The sequence below is a fragment of the Paenibacillus sp. TSM33 genome (assembly GCF_056099025.1).
On record NZ_JBLZXB010000017.1, the window covers coordinates 502,608 to 516,351 of the forward strand.

14 protein-coding genes are annotated in these 13,744 nt (G+C 46.8%); 1 reads left to right on the forward strand and 13 read right to left on the reverse strand.

Annotated features, from left to right (window positions below; translation table 11 throughout):
- Positions 1-5: 5 nt before the first annotated feature.
- From ACN6NF_RS14190 to ACN6NF_RS14210, 5 genes are all read right to left on the reverse strand, one after another.
- Positions 6-512, reverse strand: coding sequence for a gamma carbonic anhydrase family protein (locus ACN6NF_RS14190; RefSeq protein WP_474318258.1), 507 nt, complete (start codon positions 510-512; stop codon positions 6-8).
- A gap of 54 nt (positions 513-566) precedes the next feature.
- A complete protein-coding gene (locus ACN6NF_RS14195) occupies positions 567-1,676 on the reverse strand; it encodes a hypothetical protein (RefSeq protein WP_474318259.1) in 1,110 nt (369 codons plus the stop codon).
- A 183-nt stretch (positions 1,677-1,859) separates the two neighbouring features.
- A complete protein-coding gene (locus ACN6NF_RS14200) occupies positions 1,860-2,444 on the reverse strand; it encodes a histidine phosphatase family protein (protein ID WP_474318260.1) in 585 nt (194 codons plus the stop codon).
- A 69-nt stretch (positions 2,445-2,513) separates the two neighbouring features.
- Positions 2,514-3,140 (reverse strand): anti-sigma factor, encoded by a 627-nt coding sequence (locus ACN6NF_RS14205; protein WP_474318261.1) that lies wholly within the window; start codon positions 3,138-3,140, stop codon positions 2,514-2,516.
- Entirely contained in the window at positions 3,137-3,733 is a 597-nt protein-coding gene (locus ACN6NF_RS14210; RefSeq protein ID WP_013310707.1) for an RNA polymerase sigma factor, read from the reverse strand. The genes ACN6NF_RS14205 and ACN6NF_RS14210 overlap by 4 nt, the downstream gene beginning before the upstream one ends.
- 676 nt (positions 3,734-4,409) lie before the next feature.
- Between ACN6NF_RS14210 and ACN6NF_RS14215 the strand changes: the two genes are divergently transcribed.
- Entirely contained in the window at positions 4,410-5,024 is a 615-nt protein-coding gene (locus ACN6NF_RS14215; protein ID WP_474318262.1) for a class I SAM-dependent methyltransferase, read from the forward strand.
- A gap of 286 nt (positions 5,025-5,310) precedes the next feature.
- On the opposite strand, the gene ACN6NF_RS14220 is transcribed toward ACN6NF_RS14215, so the two are convergent.
- Genes ACN6NF_RS14220 through trpE form a run of 8 tightly spaced genes read right to left on the reverse strand, consistent with a single transcriptional unit; the run spans position 5,311 to position 13,680 of the window.
- Positions 5,311-6,399 (reverse strand): prephenate dehydrogenase, encoded by a 1,089-nt coding sequence (locus ACN6NF_RS14220; protein ID WP_474318263.1) that lies wholly within the window; start codon positions 6,397-6,399, stop codon positions 5,311-5,313.
- A 26-nt stretch (positions 6,400-6,425) separates the two neighbouring features.
- On the reverse strand, positions 6,426-7,529 hold the full coding sequence (gene hisC, locus ACN6NF_RS14225) for a histidinol-phosphate transaminase (RefSeq protein WP_474318264.1): 1,104 nt from the start codon (positions 7,527-7,529) through the stop codon (positions 6,426-6,428).
- A 56-nt stretch (positions 7,530-7,585) separates the two neighbouring features.
- Positions 7,586-8,392, reverse strand: coding sequence for a tryptophan synthase subunit alpha (gene trpA / locus ACN6NF_RS14230; RefSeq protein WP_474318265.1), 807 nt, complete (start codon positions 8,390-8,392; stop codon positions 7,586-7,588).
- The gene (gene trpB / locus ACN6NF_RS14235; protein ID WP_013371665.1) at positions 8,389-9,585 is read right to left on the reverse strand and encodes a tryptophan synthase subunit beta; all 1,197 of its coding nucleotides are present in this window, start codon (positions 9,583-9,585) and stop codon (positions 8,389-8,391) included. Before trpB ends, trpA begins: the two co-directional genes overlap by 4 nt.
- Positions 9,582-10,268 carry a phosphoribosylanthranilate isomerase gene (locus tag ACN6NF_RS14240; protein ID WP_474318266.1) on the reverse strand — a complete coding sequence of 229 codons (687 nt, stop codon included), beginning with the start codon at positions 10,266-10,268 and terminating at the stop codon, positions 9,582-9,584. The genes trpB and ACN6NF_RS14240 overlap by 4 nt, the downstream gene beginning before the upstream one ends.
- The gene (trpC, locus tag ACN6NF_RS14245) at positions 10,265-11,059 is read right to left on the reverse strand and encodes an indole-3-glycerol phosphate synthase TrpC (protein ID WP_474318267.1); all 795 of its coding nucleotides are present in this window, start codon (positions 11,057-11,059) and stop codon (positions 10,265-10,267) included. The genes ACN6NF_RS14240 and trpC overlap by 4 nt, the downstream gene beginning before the upstream one ends.
- Positions 11,049-12,095 (reverse strand): anthranilate phosphoribosyltransferase, encoded by a 1,047-nt coding sequence (gene trpD / locus ACN6NF_RS14250; RefSeq protein WP_474318268.1) that lies wholly within the window; start codon positions 12,093-12,095, stop codon positions 11,049-11,051. Before trpD ends, trpC begins: the two co-directional genes overlap by 11 nt.
- 34 nt (positions 12,096-12,129) lie before the next feature.
- Positions 12,130-13,680, reverse strand: coding sequence for an anthranilate synthase component I (gene trpE, locus ACN6NF_RS14255; protein WP_474318269.1), 1,551 nt, complete (start codon positions 13,678-13,680; stop codon positions 12,130-12,132).
- Positions 13,681-13,744: the final 64 nt, after the last annotated feature.

Genomic DNA, 13,744 nt, shown 5'->3' on the forward strand with positions numbered 1-13,744 from the left:
TGAGTTTAAGAGATCCTATATTCTTTTCCTTTCGCCACATAGCTGAGTGTCGTTCGTGACATCCGCTGCAAATCTGCATCTGTCAATTCGCGCACCACTTTGGCAGGTGTACCGATAGAAAGAGTATAGGGTGGTATTTTGGTATTTTCCGTAACGACCGACCCTGCTCCTATTAAAGCATATTCACCAAGCTCCGCTCCGTTGAGTACAATGGCCCCCATACCAATTAAAGTGCCTTTGCCTATCGTACAACCGTGGATAATGGCAGCATGTCCTACCGAAATATCATCCGCCAGCAACAGGGGCTGATCCGTGTTTACATGTCCCACGACACCGTCCTGAATATTGCAGCGTTCACCAATGATGATAGGCGCCATATCCCCGCGCAGTACGGCATTAAACCATACGGAGGACTCTTGGCCGATCGTTACTTTACCGACAATTTTTGCTCCTTCTGCCACATAGACAGATGAATGGAGTTGTGGCATGTTTCCGTTGTAGTGAATTAGCATCAACTTCACCCTCTCACATTTTGGGTGAAATTCTATCAACCTGTGTACTGCTTGTCAATGGAACCGTATACCCGAGTCATTTCGCCCAAGGCGGCACTCTCCCGCCAGCTTCTGCCCCCAGGCCGTCATTTGTACAGAGGGTCCCGTCGAATGCTCACCTTGTCGAAGCATACCCAAGTGAAGCATCATTCGTATAATCCTCTGATCAAAGACCGAACGCGGGGTGTCATAGTAAAACGGTCGGATCAGTGGTCCTATATGCACGAAAAGCGACTCTGAGGATGTCCATGGCCTAGCACATTCTCCAATCCAGTAGACTAGTGAAAGCAGATTGGGTACGGCTCCTTTATACAATCTTAACCAAAACCTGAATAGCTGTATCATTTCGTCCTCAATTGCGAGTTCCTGTTGTGCCTCCCCTTTTGCGGTCAGCTCAACCCGGTCTCCCTTCTCCTCAATATACTTAGAGTGACGGGCGTAATCATACATTAATGCCATTCGATCCGGATAAAACTTAAAAGAGGAACCATATCCAAAACGCCATCCTCCTTTACCCAATAACGGCTCGGCAATGTGCAAATGCTCCATCAGCTGCTGCTGATTGCGACGGTACCAAGCTCCTTCAGGGTTAAGCAGAACCTCATGCTGTCTCATATATTGAAGGAAAAGCCGTAAATCCTCCGCCAGTAGATGCCCTTCATCCCGGTACGACGGCGGTTCGCTTACTCGGACCATGCCGTTTTGAAAGTCATGTACCATAACACGCCGAAAGCGTTCCTTCATATCCGACGGAATTTGATACAAATACCTCGTATTGTGCGTTGAACCGTTGAACAACCAGCCGCTAGAACGCAGACGGGTCACAATATCTCGTGGTCGCTCACCGGCATCTCCGTCCTGCTCGACAGACTGTTTGGCAATCGCAGTCAATTCCTCCATACTGAAATAAGGTCGGTCATCGAACAATAGCGCATTCAAAAACCTTACCTCTGACAACCTCAGCTCCTTGACCTGCGTCTCAAAGAAACTACTACTGCCGAGCTTTGTCAAAATCCCTTGGATCAACTCATGTTTGGAATTAGGTTTGCAGTCACAATCGTAATACACTGCGATTCTGTTCAAATGCACAATATCCGCAAATGTCAGCATATCCGCCAGATTCATTGTTCCATCGCCTCGTCACTGGACTGTCATCCGGAAATGATTCTTACCTGTTGTACCCACAGCTTTGACGGAATCTTCAGACTCTAAACCTCTTTTTTTGCAAAGGTATAATTAAAAAACAAAAAGACCACGACTCTACGATGAGTAGAAGCCGTGGTCTTTCACAAAGTATTTGAGTTGCACTCACTTTTTCTCTTGTAAATGCTTCGTGCAATTATACAAAAGCGGTTCCCAGTCCGCATCCTCGCGCTGGAGTACACTTAGTGACAAATTGCCAATTCGTTCTGTGAATTTTTCCTGATACAGAGCCTTATACAAATTAGCCAAAAAACCGCCGTGGGAAACGACCAGCAGATTCTTGTCCTGATTTTCCGTCCAAAGAGCCTCCATAAAAGCTAGCGCGCGAAGCTGAAGATCTGCATCGCTCTCCTGCCCTAAATCCAGCAGATGCCAGTCGACTCCCCATTTTTTTTCGCGTTCGGCCTGTGTCATCCCCTCAACCTGACCATAAGCACGTTCTCTTAGTCGATCATCAGGTTCCAGCAACGGCAAATGCAGGGCTGAGGCAATAATATCCCCCGTCTCTTTTGCTCTGGAGAGACTACTAGTAATAAGCCCGTCCCAATGATAAGGCTCTTCCTTCAATCGTTCTGCCAGCAAACGTGCCTGGTGACGCCCTTCCTCATTCAACGGAATATCACTGTGGCCCTGGATTTTACCTACCGCATTCCAATCCGTCAATCCATGTCTGATCAAGCCAATAAGCATGGTGTCAGTCCTCCGCTGTTGTTGTTATTCAGGCATTATTATAAATTTTATATGGAGCCCATCTGTCAGCTAATTTCTAACTCTTCTTGTCCGATGGATCCAGCCCAGAGAAAATAAAGCAAGCGCAAGTGCCAATACAGACAACAACATCCAGTATTGCGGATAAGTAGGAACAATGCTTGCAACCAGCGGGTCCATAATGCCACTATTCACATCTTTAATGTGGTATTGATACTGTGGAGACGTACTTGTAGTTTCCAGCAGGCCTGTCGGTAAAATACCCGTGTCCATGACAGGAGCCGCTTGGGGGGGATTTTCCTGAGAGGAGCTTCCATTCCAGTTCAAAAACAAAAAGCTGCACAAAAATACGGCCAAAAAGCCGGCGATCCATACAGACATATACTTACGGGCTGCTGGGTTCACACGCGCACGTCGATGCTCGCCCGGAACAAGCCACGGTGATTCTTCATAAATTCGATCCATGACTCTACGATTCATTGCCTCTAGTTTATCATCTGGTATTTCAAAGGAAATATCACGAATAGCCGATCGACTTTCTTTTGATAAATTCCAATCATTCTCTTCCGAACCATGCTCCCACCCGGCAGACGAGCTTTTGGCCCGTCTGCGCTCCGAGTCTTGTTTCGATACATTTTTGCCTGTAGCGAACAAATCCTCAGCGTCCCTGGATTTCATTGGCTGCTCATCCCTTCGTTTTCCTCATAGAGAGGCTCAAAAAAATAAGGCTCCAACTGCGTCTTCACACTGGTTCTTGCCCGGAAAAGTAATGACTTCACCGCACTGACCGTCTGTCCTAAAATAGTCGCAATCTCCTGATAATCCAATTGCTCATATTCACGCAAAATCAGCGCAGATCGCTGCTTTTCAGGCAATCTGTTGATTGCTTCACGAACCATCTCTACCTTCTCACCACGAAGAACAGCCTGCTCCGGAATTACATCCGATGGAGCTACCGGTACATAACCGCTCTCTTCCAATGGAACCTGACCACTACGGTGCTTGCGAAGCTCACTTAGCACCGTATTGCGTGCAATTGTATATAGCCAAGTGGAGAACGATGCATCTACCTCGCGAAAAGAATGCAGGCTCCGATACGCTTTATAAAACGTCTCCGAGCATAAGTCCTCAGCAATCATTTCCAGGTTCGAACTTTTCAGCATATGATAAACAAAAGCTAAAATTTTACGTTGGTGCCGCCTCATTAATTCTGAATAAACCTCAACATTACCTTGTTTGATTTCCTGAATCATCTGGGAATCTGTCATCATCCGAGTGAGACCCTCCTCGCCCATACATGTGCTGTTTCCCCGTCCGATTCTGTCTATATATACCGAACAGGTCAAAAAAAGTTGCGCCCTCTGCGCAAATGGATGAAACAGCATCATGGAACATTTGTTATTTTCTTACCCTATGTAGTGCCAACATTAACGGTGCTATCCCCAACAATATTCAATATCCAAAATGGACTTACCCATTGTACCACAAAATGGCCGCCAGTAAAAAAGTCCAAAATCCCCACGATTTCCATCAAAGGCTCCCTAACGCTGGCAGCTAATTCATTTAAGCAGCTTTTCGATGGATTTTAAGTTTATTCAAGATAAATGACAAACCCAATCAAAGTGTTTCATTTAAAGCATCAATAAGGATAATACCCAAAAAAGAAAACGCTTTAAAAAAGCATTGACAAAATGAAAACGTATACATATAATAAAAGTACAGTATGGTTTCTCTCCACTCCTATCCTACTCAGCTACTTTACTGAAAGTAGCTACCACCCGGGGCTTTACCTGGGTGGTCTTTTTTTGTTTTCCAATACTCCTCTTTACCTTACTCACCTCCCCATATGTGGGCTGATAAAATATATCAGTTATTTACCAATTAGTTGATTATCCTATTAAAACACATTATTATATAATAAATTTTTCAATAGGCAGGGGGCAAGAAATGAATAATAAGTGGAACAAGGCAATATATAAGATTTGGTCTCCAATTTATGATAAGTTTTTCAATTCAGGTAGCTTCCTTAATTCTAGAAAAATCATATTTCAAGAAAAGTCTTTTAATAGCGAGCAAAAAATACTTTTTGTAGGTGTAGGAACTGGAGCAGATTTACAATTAATAAATCACTATGAGCTGGATATTACTGCTATAGATTATTCACCTGAAATGCTTAACAAAGCTAAAAATAAATTTACCAATACCACCATACAATTCTTGGAAATGGATGCTCAACAAATGAATTTTATGGATGATCAATTTGATATAGTAGTGGGGAGTCTAATTCTCTCGGTAGTACCTAACGCAAATAAATGCTTTGATGAGATGGTGCGAGTTTTGAAAAAAGACGGGGAAATTATTATTTTCGATAAGTTTTCTCCTAAAGGAAAAAAGCCCTCATTATTCAAAAAAACGATAAGACCCGTTATTAAGGTGTTAGGAACCGATATAGGGTTGAATTTTGAAGAACTGTTTGAAACCCAAAAAACAAAACTGCGTATCAAAGAAGATGCACCTATAATGTTCAAAGGTATGTATAGAAAGATAGTGATTACAAAATAACACGTAGCTCCACCACCTCTTCAAGTAACAAAAAAGCGAAAGAAGAGAACCTTCGATCGCTTTAGATCTTTTCTTACTACTTCACTCCCAGAAAGTGTGATGCTTTTAAGGCGGTTCATAGCGCAGAGGTTCATTTGAATCTGGAGAAGCGCAGCCTTCGCCTTTGCCTGCGGATTTTCCCCTTTGTACATATATTCAGAAAATCCGCAGACAGCAGCGATCGTAAGATCAAATGAATCGCGGAGCGGAGTACCTCCTTAACAAACACACATACTTTCTTCACCCTTTATACAACCACTTTATAGCCCATCGAATCCAGCAAGGTTTTGGCACGCTCCCAGTCCTGCTCTTGACGGAAGGAAAGCCTCATGATGCCAGGAACATCCTCCCGGCTTTCAATGATTCGCATATTGCTCAGATTAATGCTGTGATTTCCTAGTTCCATTGCAATTCTTCCGATAATCCCTGGGGTATCCGGTACATCAATATACAGATCAAACGTAGAGACAATAACTCCTTTACGACGCTCTGGCAGTTCACTACGGAAATGCCCAGCTGTCAAAAATTCGTCAGCAATTCCCTCTCCGTCTTGTGTTCTCAGCAAGTGAGTAAAACGCTCAATCTGCCCATTCCATTCTTCCAACAGGCCCAGTAAAACTTCACGATTACTCAGCAAAATGTCCCGCCACACAACCGGATCACTAGAGGCTATCCGTGTAATATCACGAAACCCACCAGCAGCCAATGTACGGTACAACGGATTTTCATCATTGTGCTTTCGTACCTGATTCACCAGCGCTGCTGCAATAATATGCGGAAGATGGCTAATCGCACCGACAATATCATCATGCATATCAGGTTGGACACGCACAACATGAGCACCGGTATATTTCAACAAACGCTCCAGCGAGCTGTATGCTTCCTCAGGCACACCCTCTGCAGGGGAAAGCACATAATATGCGTTTTCAAACAGCAACGCAGAAGCGGCCTTGACACCGGAACGCTCCGAGCCGGCCATCGGATGTCCACCGATAAAATAAGCATTGCGCAAAGAAATTTCTGTTGCCTTTTTGGCAATTGCCGATTTCGTGCTGCCTACATCGGTAATAATACATCCCGCTTTAAGCGGTAGCTTGCTTAACAGTTCGAGATAATGCTCCAGTAAACCAACTGGTACGCATAAAAAAATAAAATCGGCATCCTTTGCCGCCTCTTCAATTGAAAGAGTCGCGGTGTCCACGACACCACGGCTTAGCATTGGTTCTATCAGTTCAGGGAGATGAGCGTGGCCGACTACAGTAATATCCGGCTTCCCTTTAAAACAAAGTGCGAGGGACCCGCCAATCAGTCCCACGCCGAAAATAGCAATCTTCATCTATTATCAAATCCCATCTGCGGAAATTATAGGCGTACTTTCGCCGCTTCCGCCCCCAGGACCTGTTCCAGCGCGCGAATAAACAACTCATTTTGCGGCTGTGATCCAACCGATACCCTAATATATGTCGGATATTTGTGATGACCTGCGCGAATAATCACACCTTTACGAAGCAACTCTTGAAATACCTCACCGGATGGACGACGTACATTCAGCATAATAAAATTACCATGTGCCGGGAAAGACTCCAATCCCAGACGTTTCAACTCATTTTGCAAATAAGCTCTACCCTCTGCATTACGATCTCGGCATTCCTGAACAAATTCCTGATCTTCCAAGGCAGCAATGGCCGCAGCCTGCGCTACCCGTGAAGTATTAAATGGCTCACGAACCTGATTGATCAAGCGAATGGTTGACTCGGCCCCCATACCATATCCGATACGTAACGAAGCCAGACCGTAGATTTTGGAGAAGGTACGCAGTACAACCAAATTCTCATAAGCTGACAACAAGCGAATGCCGTCTGGATACGAACGATCTATTACAAACTCAGCGTAGGCTTCATCCAGCACCACCATGATATGCTTTGGTACTTGGTTCAAAAACGCAATCAGCTCAGCTTCAGGTACAATCGTTCCCGTCGGATTATTCGGATTACAGATCCAAATAATTTTTGTACGGTCATTGATATGAGACAGCATGGCATCCAAATCATGGACACCGTCACGCAAAGGCACCTCAACTGCAACTGCTCCCTCAATTTCCACGTTACTTTTATATACGGAAAATGTCTGATCAGCCATGATGCTTTCTTCCCCTGGAAGGAGGAATGCACGTGTAATCAACGCAATAATTTCGTCAGAGCCACAGCCATAGATAAACTGATCTTCTTTTAAACCCGTCCGTTTAGCTAGTGCCTGTGTCAGAGCAACTGCACTTCCGTCAGGATATACACTGATGTTAGCAAACTCCTGCTGAATGGCCTGCAACACTTTAGGAGAGCTGCCATACGGATTCTCGTTTGAGGCAAGCTTGATGACTTCATCGAGTCCCAGCTCACGCTTCACATCCTCAATCGGTTTACCGGGTTGATATACTGGCAAATGTACAATATGCGGTTTAGGTTGCATGCCCTTACCTCCTCTATCCCATCAGAACTAATTTAAAATTTCTATTTTGACACCTATTACTGCTTTAATTGTGCCACAAAATCACGAATTTGCAAAAGCCCTTCTTCTCTGCGTGCAGAATCCTCCAGTAATGGAATGGCTTCCTCCACCTGACGCACGATGGCACTGCCAACCACAACTCCATCGCAAATGTCTGAAAACCGGACGACCTGCTCACGATTCGAAATACCAAAACCTATCGCCACCGGAACCTTCGTATGCCGTTTGACCTGCGCGATAAAGCCCTCTATACCTTCAAAAAAAGAAGCTCTTTCTCCGGTTACACCCAGCGAAGACACACAGTACACAAATCCACGGGCCTGACGGGCAATCCGTTCGATCCGTTGTTCAGACGTTGGGGCTACCAGTGGAATCAGATGCACACCTACCTCTGCTGCCCGTCCTCCCAGCTCCTCTGCTTCTTCAAGCGGAAGATCCGGAATAATCAGACCACTGATACCGTGCTCCTGCAAGCCTGCAAAGAAAGCATCCATCCCCATCTGCAATACAGGATTATAATACGTGAACAGAATAAAAGGCAGGCTTGAACCTGCCGCCCTAGCCAGAGACGCTGTCTCCATACAGGTGCGGATTGAAATTTGCCGTTTCAGTGCACGTTCAGACGCACGCTGAATCACAGGGCCGTCAGCCAACGGGTCCGAATAAGGTACGCCTAGTTCCAATATATCGGCTCCGGCCGACTCTAACTGCCGAATGATCTCTATCGTAGTATCCACGTCCGGGTCGCCCACCGTCAGAAAAGGAATTAATGCCGTTTTGCCTTCATGTTTAAGGCGTTCAAACGCCTGATCAATTAAATTCATGACGGATTTCCCCCTAAATACTTGATAATGGAGTCCACATCTTTATCCCCGCGCCCAGACAAACAAATTACGATAATATCATCTGCAGTCAACGTAGGTGCCAGCTTGGCGACCTGTGCAACGGCATGTGCCGACTCTAATGCAGGCAGTATTCCTTCGGTACGGCAAAGGAGCTGAAGTGCATCTAGCGCTTCCTGATCGGTAATCGGGACATATTGGGCCCGCTCAATATCTTTTAGGTATGAATGCTCCGGTCCAACACCTGGATAATCCAGTCCAGCCGAGATGGAATGCGCAGGTTGCACTTGTCCGTACTCATCCTGAAGCAGATAACTCATAGAGCCTTGGAAGACTCCTTGCGTCCCCTTGCTCATGGTAGCTGCATGGAATTCCGTCTCGACGCCTTTTCCAGCAGCCTCCACGCCTATCAAAGCAACACCTTGATCCTCAATGAAAGGATAAAACATACCGATAGCATTGCTTCCGCCACCGATCGCTGCCACAACAACATCCGGAAGTCTGCCTTCCTTCTCCAAGATCTGACGGCGTGTTTCATCGCCTATCACACGCTGGAAATCCCGCACCATCATCGGATACGGATGCGGACCGACAGCCGAACCCAAAATATAGAACGTGTCATGAACATGGCTCACCCAATAACGTAAAGCTTCATTTCCGGCATCCTTAAGTGTACGTGTACCCGATGTCACCGGAATCACTTCCGCACCCAAAAGCTGCATCCGAAATACGTTCAACTGCTGGCGAACCGTATCCTCTTCGCCCATAAACACTTTGCATTCCAATCCGAGCAATGCAGCTACGGTAGCCGTTGCGACACCATGCTGTCCTGCACCTGTTTCGGCAATGACCTTCTGTTTTCCCATACGCTTCGCCAGCAATCCCTGAGCCAATGCATTATTAATTTTGTGGGCGCCAGTATGGTTTAAATCCTCGCGTTTCAAGTAAATTTTAGCCCCGCCCAGATGTTGACTCAGACGCTCCGCATGATAAAGCGGCGTTTCCCGACCCGAATAGTCTTTCAGGAGTCCGTTCAGCTCTGCTTTAAATTCAGGATCATCCGCATATTTTCGGTAGGATTCCTCCAATTCAATCAGTGCGTTCATCAACGTTTCCGGTACATAACGTCCGCCAAAAGTTCCAAAACGTCCGTTGTTATCAGGTAATTGTGTCATGCCTGCTTCACCCTTTCTACGAATGCTGTGATTTTTGCAATGTCCTTGACTCCGTTCGTCTCTACACCGCTGGACACATCCAGCCCTTCGGGATGATACTCGTTAATCAGCTTTTCTGCATTATCGGCAGTCAGCCCTCCTGCTACAAACAGAGGAATTCCATGTTGATGAGTCCAAACCTGATAGGCAGGAATTCGATCCCACGCAAACGTTTTTCCAGAACCGCCACCATACAGGGGATCATAGGTATCCAGCAGTAAAGCATCAATCGTCCCAACGTAGGCCTCCAGTTCGTCCGCCCGGCGTTCTGCCTGGCCCTTCACCGTCTGCTCTTGATTGTGCACAGACCAAGCCTTGAATACCTGTATGCCGAAATGTTCCTTAAGCTCCCGGCAACGCTGCGGACTCTCCTGTCCATGCAACTGAATGACATCCAATGGTGCTTTCTCCATCACATCGTTTAACAGTACATCGTCAGGGTTCACAAATACGCCCACGCTGCGTGGTCTGCTGCCCGAGGCCCATTCATCCAATACGCGAAGCAACTCTCCAGCATGTGCGCCGTCAATCCGGCGCTTGCTGTCAGCAAACACAAAACCTATATAATCGACCGGTAAGTTTACCATCGATTTTAGCACTTCAACGCTTTGAAGTCCACAAATTTTTACGCCCGTTTTGTTCATGCTTTAACCCCGTCCATCAATTCGACTACAGCCTGTCCTACATCTTCCTTACGCATCAGATGCTCCCCTACAAGAATGCCGTGCGCACCTACCGAATGCAGATACTTAACATCTTCCGGTCCTGCAATGCCGCTTTCGCTGATGAATGTAACCCCTTTTGGGATCAGGGAGATCAGCTCCTCTGTCGTCTGGAGACGGGTCTCAAATGTCTGAAGATTGCGATTGTTCACACCAACTAAGGTCGCTGTACCCAGATCCAGCACTGCTTTAAGTTCCTCACTGTCATGCACCTCTACCAACGCATCCAGCCCAAGATCCTTGGCGATTTGTAAGAATGACCCTAAAACATGGGGTTCCAATATCGCAGCAATTAACAGTACCGCATCCGCTCCCAATAGACGAGCTTCATAGATTTGCCGTTCATCAATGATAAAATCTTTTCGCAGCAGCGGAATTTTCACTTGATCGCGAATTTGCTGTAAATATTCAGGACTCCCCTGAAAATACGTAATATCTGTCAGTACAGAAATGCAATCGGCTCCTGCTCCCTCATATGCACGCGCAATATCCACCGGATGGAAATTGGGTCGAATCAACCCTTTGGACGGAGAAGCCTTCTTTACTTCAGCAATCAGCCCGAGCGGACGCTTGCGTCCGCTAGCGATCGCATTTTCAAATCCTCTCGTCACAGGCAAATCCGCAATTAAGCGTTCGGCTTTATTAATCTCAAAATGCTGCTTAAGATGCTCCACTTCTTGTCGCTTCGTCACCACAATTTTATCAAGATACATATTGATATTCCCCCGTTGCCTGTATTAATTGATCCAGCTTGGAAAGTGCCAGTCCAGAGTCGATAGCTTCTGCCGCTCGCGCTACTCCGTCTGTCAAGGTAGCTGCTGCGCCCGATACATAAATACATGCTCCTGCGTTCGCTAACACGACATCACGATAAGCTCCATGCTCTCCGTTCAAAATTCGCCGGATGATATCTGCGTTAACCTGTGCATCGCCGCCCAATACCTGATCTAGAGAATGTGTCTGCAAGCCCAGATCGGACGGATGAAGCTCGAACGTGTGAACCTTGCCTTCCTTGAGTTCGGATACTCGTGTCGCAGCCGAAATACTGATTTCATCTAGTCCATCCAAACTGCTGACAACCATGGCTCGTTTGGAGCCAAGCTGGTTCAATACCTCGGCAATCACTTCCGTTTTGCCAGCGTCATAAATGCCTAACAGCTGCCGATCCGCACCAGCCGGATTCGTCAATGGACCAAGCATATTGAATACCGTCCGCACACCTAGCTCGCGGCGCGGCGCGGCGGCATGCTTCATAGACGGATGATACAGCTGTGCGAATAAAAAGCAGATGCCGATGCGGTCTAGACACGATCGCGCCTGCTCACTTGTCAAATGAATGTTGACTCCCAACGCCTCCAGGACATCAGCGCTTCCGGCACGGCCACTTGCAGAACGGTTGCCATGCTTGGCTACCCGTACGGAAACCGAAGCCGCGATAATAGCAGATATCGTGGAAATATTAAACTTGTGAATACCCGAACCCCCGGTGCCGCATGTATCCAGTAGACGACTATTCCCTTCCCCAGCTTGCACTGGACTAGCGTAATTGCGCATTGCTTCGGCAAAACCAGTGATTTCATCTACCGTCTCTCCCTTCAGGCGAAGAGCTGTCAGGAGCCCACCGATTTGTGCCTGTGTAGCACTCCCACTCATAATCTGTTCCATCACGCTACGGGCTTCCGTACGCGAAAGATGCTGTCCCTCAATGATCCGGCTTAACCCTACTTGCATCATGTCATGTCGTTCCATTGTCGTCTCCTCCTCAGAATCAGATTTTTGTGTGTTACGGAGTGTACAAATAATCTTGATTGATGACGCTGTTGTAAGGCTGTGTCGTTGCTGGAAACATCGCTTCCGCCGTGCGGATTGCTTTCAGCAGTGCCTTTGCTTTGTTCACCGTCTCCTGATACTCGCTTTCCGGTACTGAGTCCCACACAATTCCAGCCCCTGCCTGGACATAGGCCCGGTTCTTTTTAAACACAATCGTGCGAATCGTAATGCAAGCATCCATATTGCCTGAGAAGCCCAAATATCCAATTGCTCCTGCATAGGTTCCGCGTGCTTCCCGCTCCAGCTCGGCAATAATCTCCATGGCCCGTAGCTTTGGAGCTCCCGATACGGTGCCGGCAGGCAGGCAAGACAGGAAAGCATCAAAGAAATCTTTATCCTCACGCAGTTCACCCGACACATTCGATACAATGTGCATCACGTGGGAATAGCGTTCAATCTCCATGAATGTATCGCATTTTACGGTGCCAAACTGGGATACACGTCCCAGATCATTTCTTCCCAAATCGACCAGCATCAGATGCTCTGCACGTTCTTTTTCATCCTTCAACAATTCTTCAGCAAGCGTCGCATCTTCGGTTTCCGTTACGCCACGCGGTCTCGTTCCTGCAATCGGTCGGGTCTCTACGCGGCCGTTTTCCACCTTGACGAGTGCCTCTGGCGAAGTGCCTACGATGATCTCGTCATCCATTTTCAAATAATACATATATGGCGACGGGTTCATCGTACGCAGCACGCGGTATACCTGCAGTGGAGAGGCCTCTGTATCAATGTGAAAACGCTGCGACAGTACAACCTGAAAAATATCACCGGAGCGGATATACTTCTTTGCCTGCTCTACGTTTGATATAAACTGTTCCTTTGTCACATTGGATTGGATCTCACCCAGTTCCACATCATCAGGAATGGACGCAGCTCCTAATCGCTCCGGCGGGGCCTGCTTGCGCAGATACTGCGCCGTGTTCTCCAACTTGCGTTCCACATCTTCATAAGCAGCACGGATGTCCTCCTCGCGGTACCCTTCACCTATATGAACATTGCCAACCAGCAAAATTTGCTGTTTCACATGATCAAAGACAATGACTTGATCGCAAAACATAAAACGAATATCATCCATATTCAAATCATCTACCGAGTGCTCTGGCAGTTTTTCATAGTATTGAAGTAGATCATATCCAAAAAATCCGATAGCCCCGCCTGTAAATGGAGGCATTTCTTTCAGTTTCGGACTACGGTATTTACGAAGCAATGCTTTGAGCGCTTCAAGCGGCTTATCGCTTAATATTTGACGTTTTCCATGTTGCTCCAAAATCAATCGACCTTTTTTTCCCGAAACCATAAGAAACGGGTCTGTTCCGATGAAGGAATGTCGCGCCCACTGTTCGCCTCCCTCTACGCTCTCCAGCAGAAAGGCACGGTCCCGCTCAGCATACCGACGGAAAATCCGAATCGGCGTCTCCATATCAGCCAGCACTTTTTTGTACACAGGAATCAGGTTAAATTCATTCGCCATCGCTATCACTTGCTCCACATGCGGCGTTAACATGAGATCACTTCCTTTCCAAATTGGCGCAGAACCCAATGGAGAGAATAAAAAAGCCTCTACCCGT

Bases quoted from the DNA above. Each gene is read 5' to 3' on its own strand.
- hisC (WP_474318264.1), bottom strand. From the start codon at position 7,529: ATGCAACCTAAACCGCATATTGTACATTTGCCAGTATATCAACCCGGT.
- trpC (WP_474318267.1), bottom strand. From the start codon at position 11,059: ATGTATCTTGATAAAATTGTGGTGACGAAGCGACAAGAAGTGGAGCAT.
- ACN6NF_RS14220 (WP_474318263.1), bottom strand. From the start codon at position 6,399: ATGAAGATTGCTATTTTCGGCGTGGGACTGATTGGCGGGTCCCTCGCA.
- ACN6NF_RS14195 (WP_474318259.1), bottom strand. From the start codon at position 1,676: ATGAATCTGGCGGATATGCTGACATTTGCGGATATTGTGCATTTGAAC.
- ACN6NF_RS14205 (WP_474318261.1), bottom strand. From the start codon at position 3,140: ATGAAATCCAGGGACGCTGAGGATTTGTTCGCTACAGGCAAAAATGTA.
- trpE (WP_474318269.1), bottom strand. From the start codon at position 13,680: ATGTTAACGCCGCATGTGGAGCAAGTGATAGCGATGGCGAATGAATTT.
- ACN6NF_RS14210 (WP_013310707.1), bottom strand. From the start codon at position 3,733: ATGATGACAGATTCCCAGATGATTCAGGAAATCAAACAAGGTAATGTT.
- trpB (WP_013371665.1), bottom strand. From the start codon at position 9,585: ATGACACAATTACCTGATAACAACGGACGTTTTGGAACTTTTGGCGGA.
- ACN6NF_RS14240 (WP_474318266.1), bottom strand. From the start codon at position 10,268: ATGAACAAAACGGGCGTAAAAATTTGTGGACTTCAAAGCGTTGAAGTG.
- ACN6NF_RS14215 (WP_474318262.1), top strand. From the start codon at position 4,410: ATGAATAATAAGTGGAACAAGGCAATATATAAGATTTGGTCTCCAATT.
- trpA (WP_474318265.1), bottom strand. From the start codon at position 8,392: ATGAATTTAATTGATCAGGCGTTTGAACGCCTTAAACATGAAGGCAAA.
- ACN6NF_RS14190 (WP_474318258.1), bottom strand. From the start codon at position 512: ATGCTAATTCACTACAACGGAAACATGCCACAACTCCATTCATCTGTC.
- trpD (WP_474318268.1), bottom strand. From the start codon at position 12,095: ATGGAACGACATGACATGATGCAAGTAGGGTTAAGCCGGATCATTGAG.
- ACN6NF_RS14200 (WP_474318260.1), bottom strand. From the start codon at position 2,444: ATGCTTATTGGCTTGATCAGACATGGATTGACGGATTGGAATGCGGTA.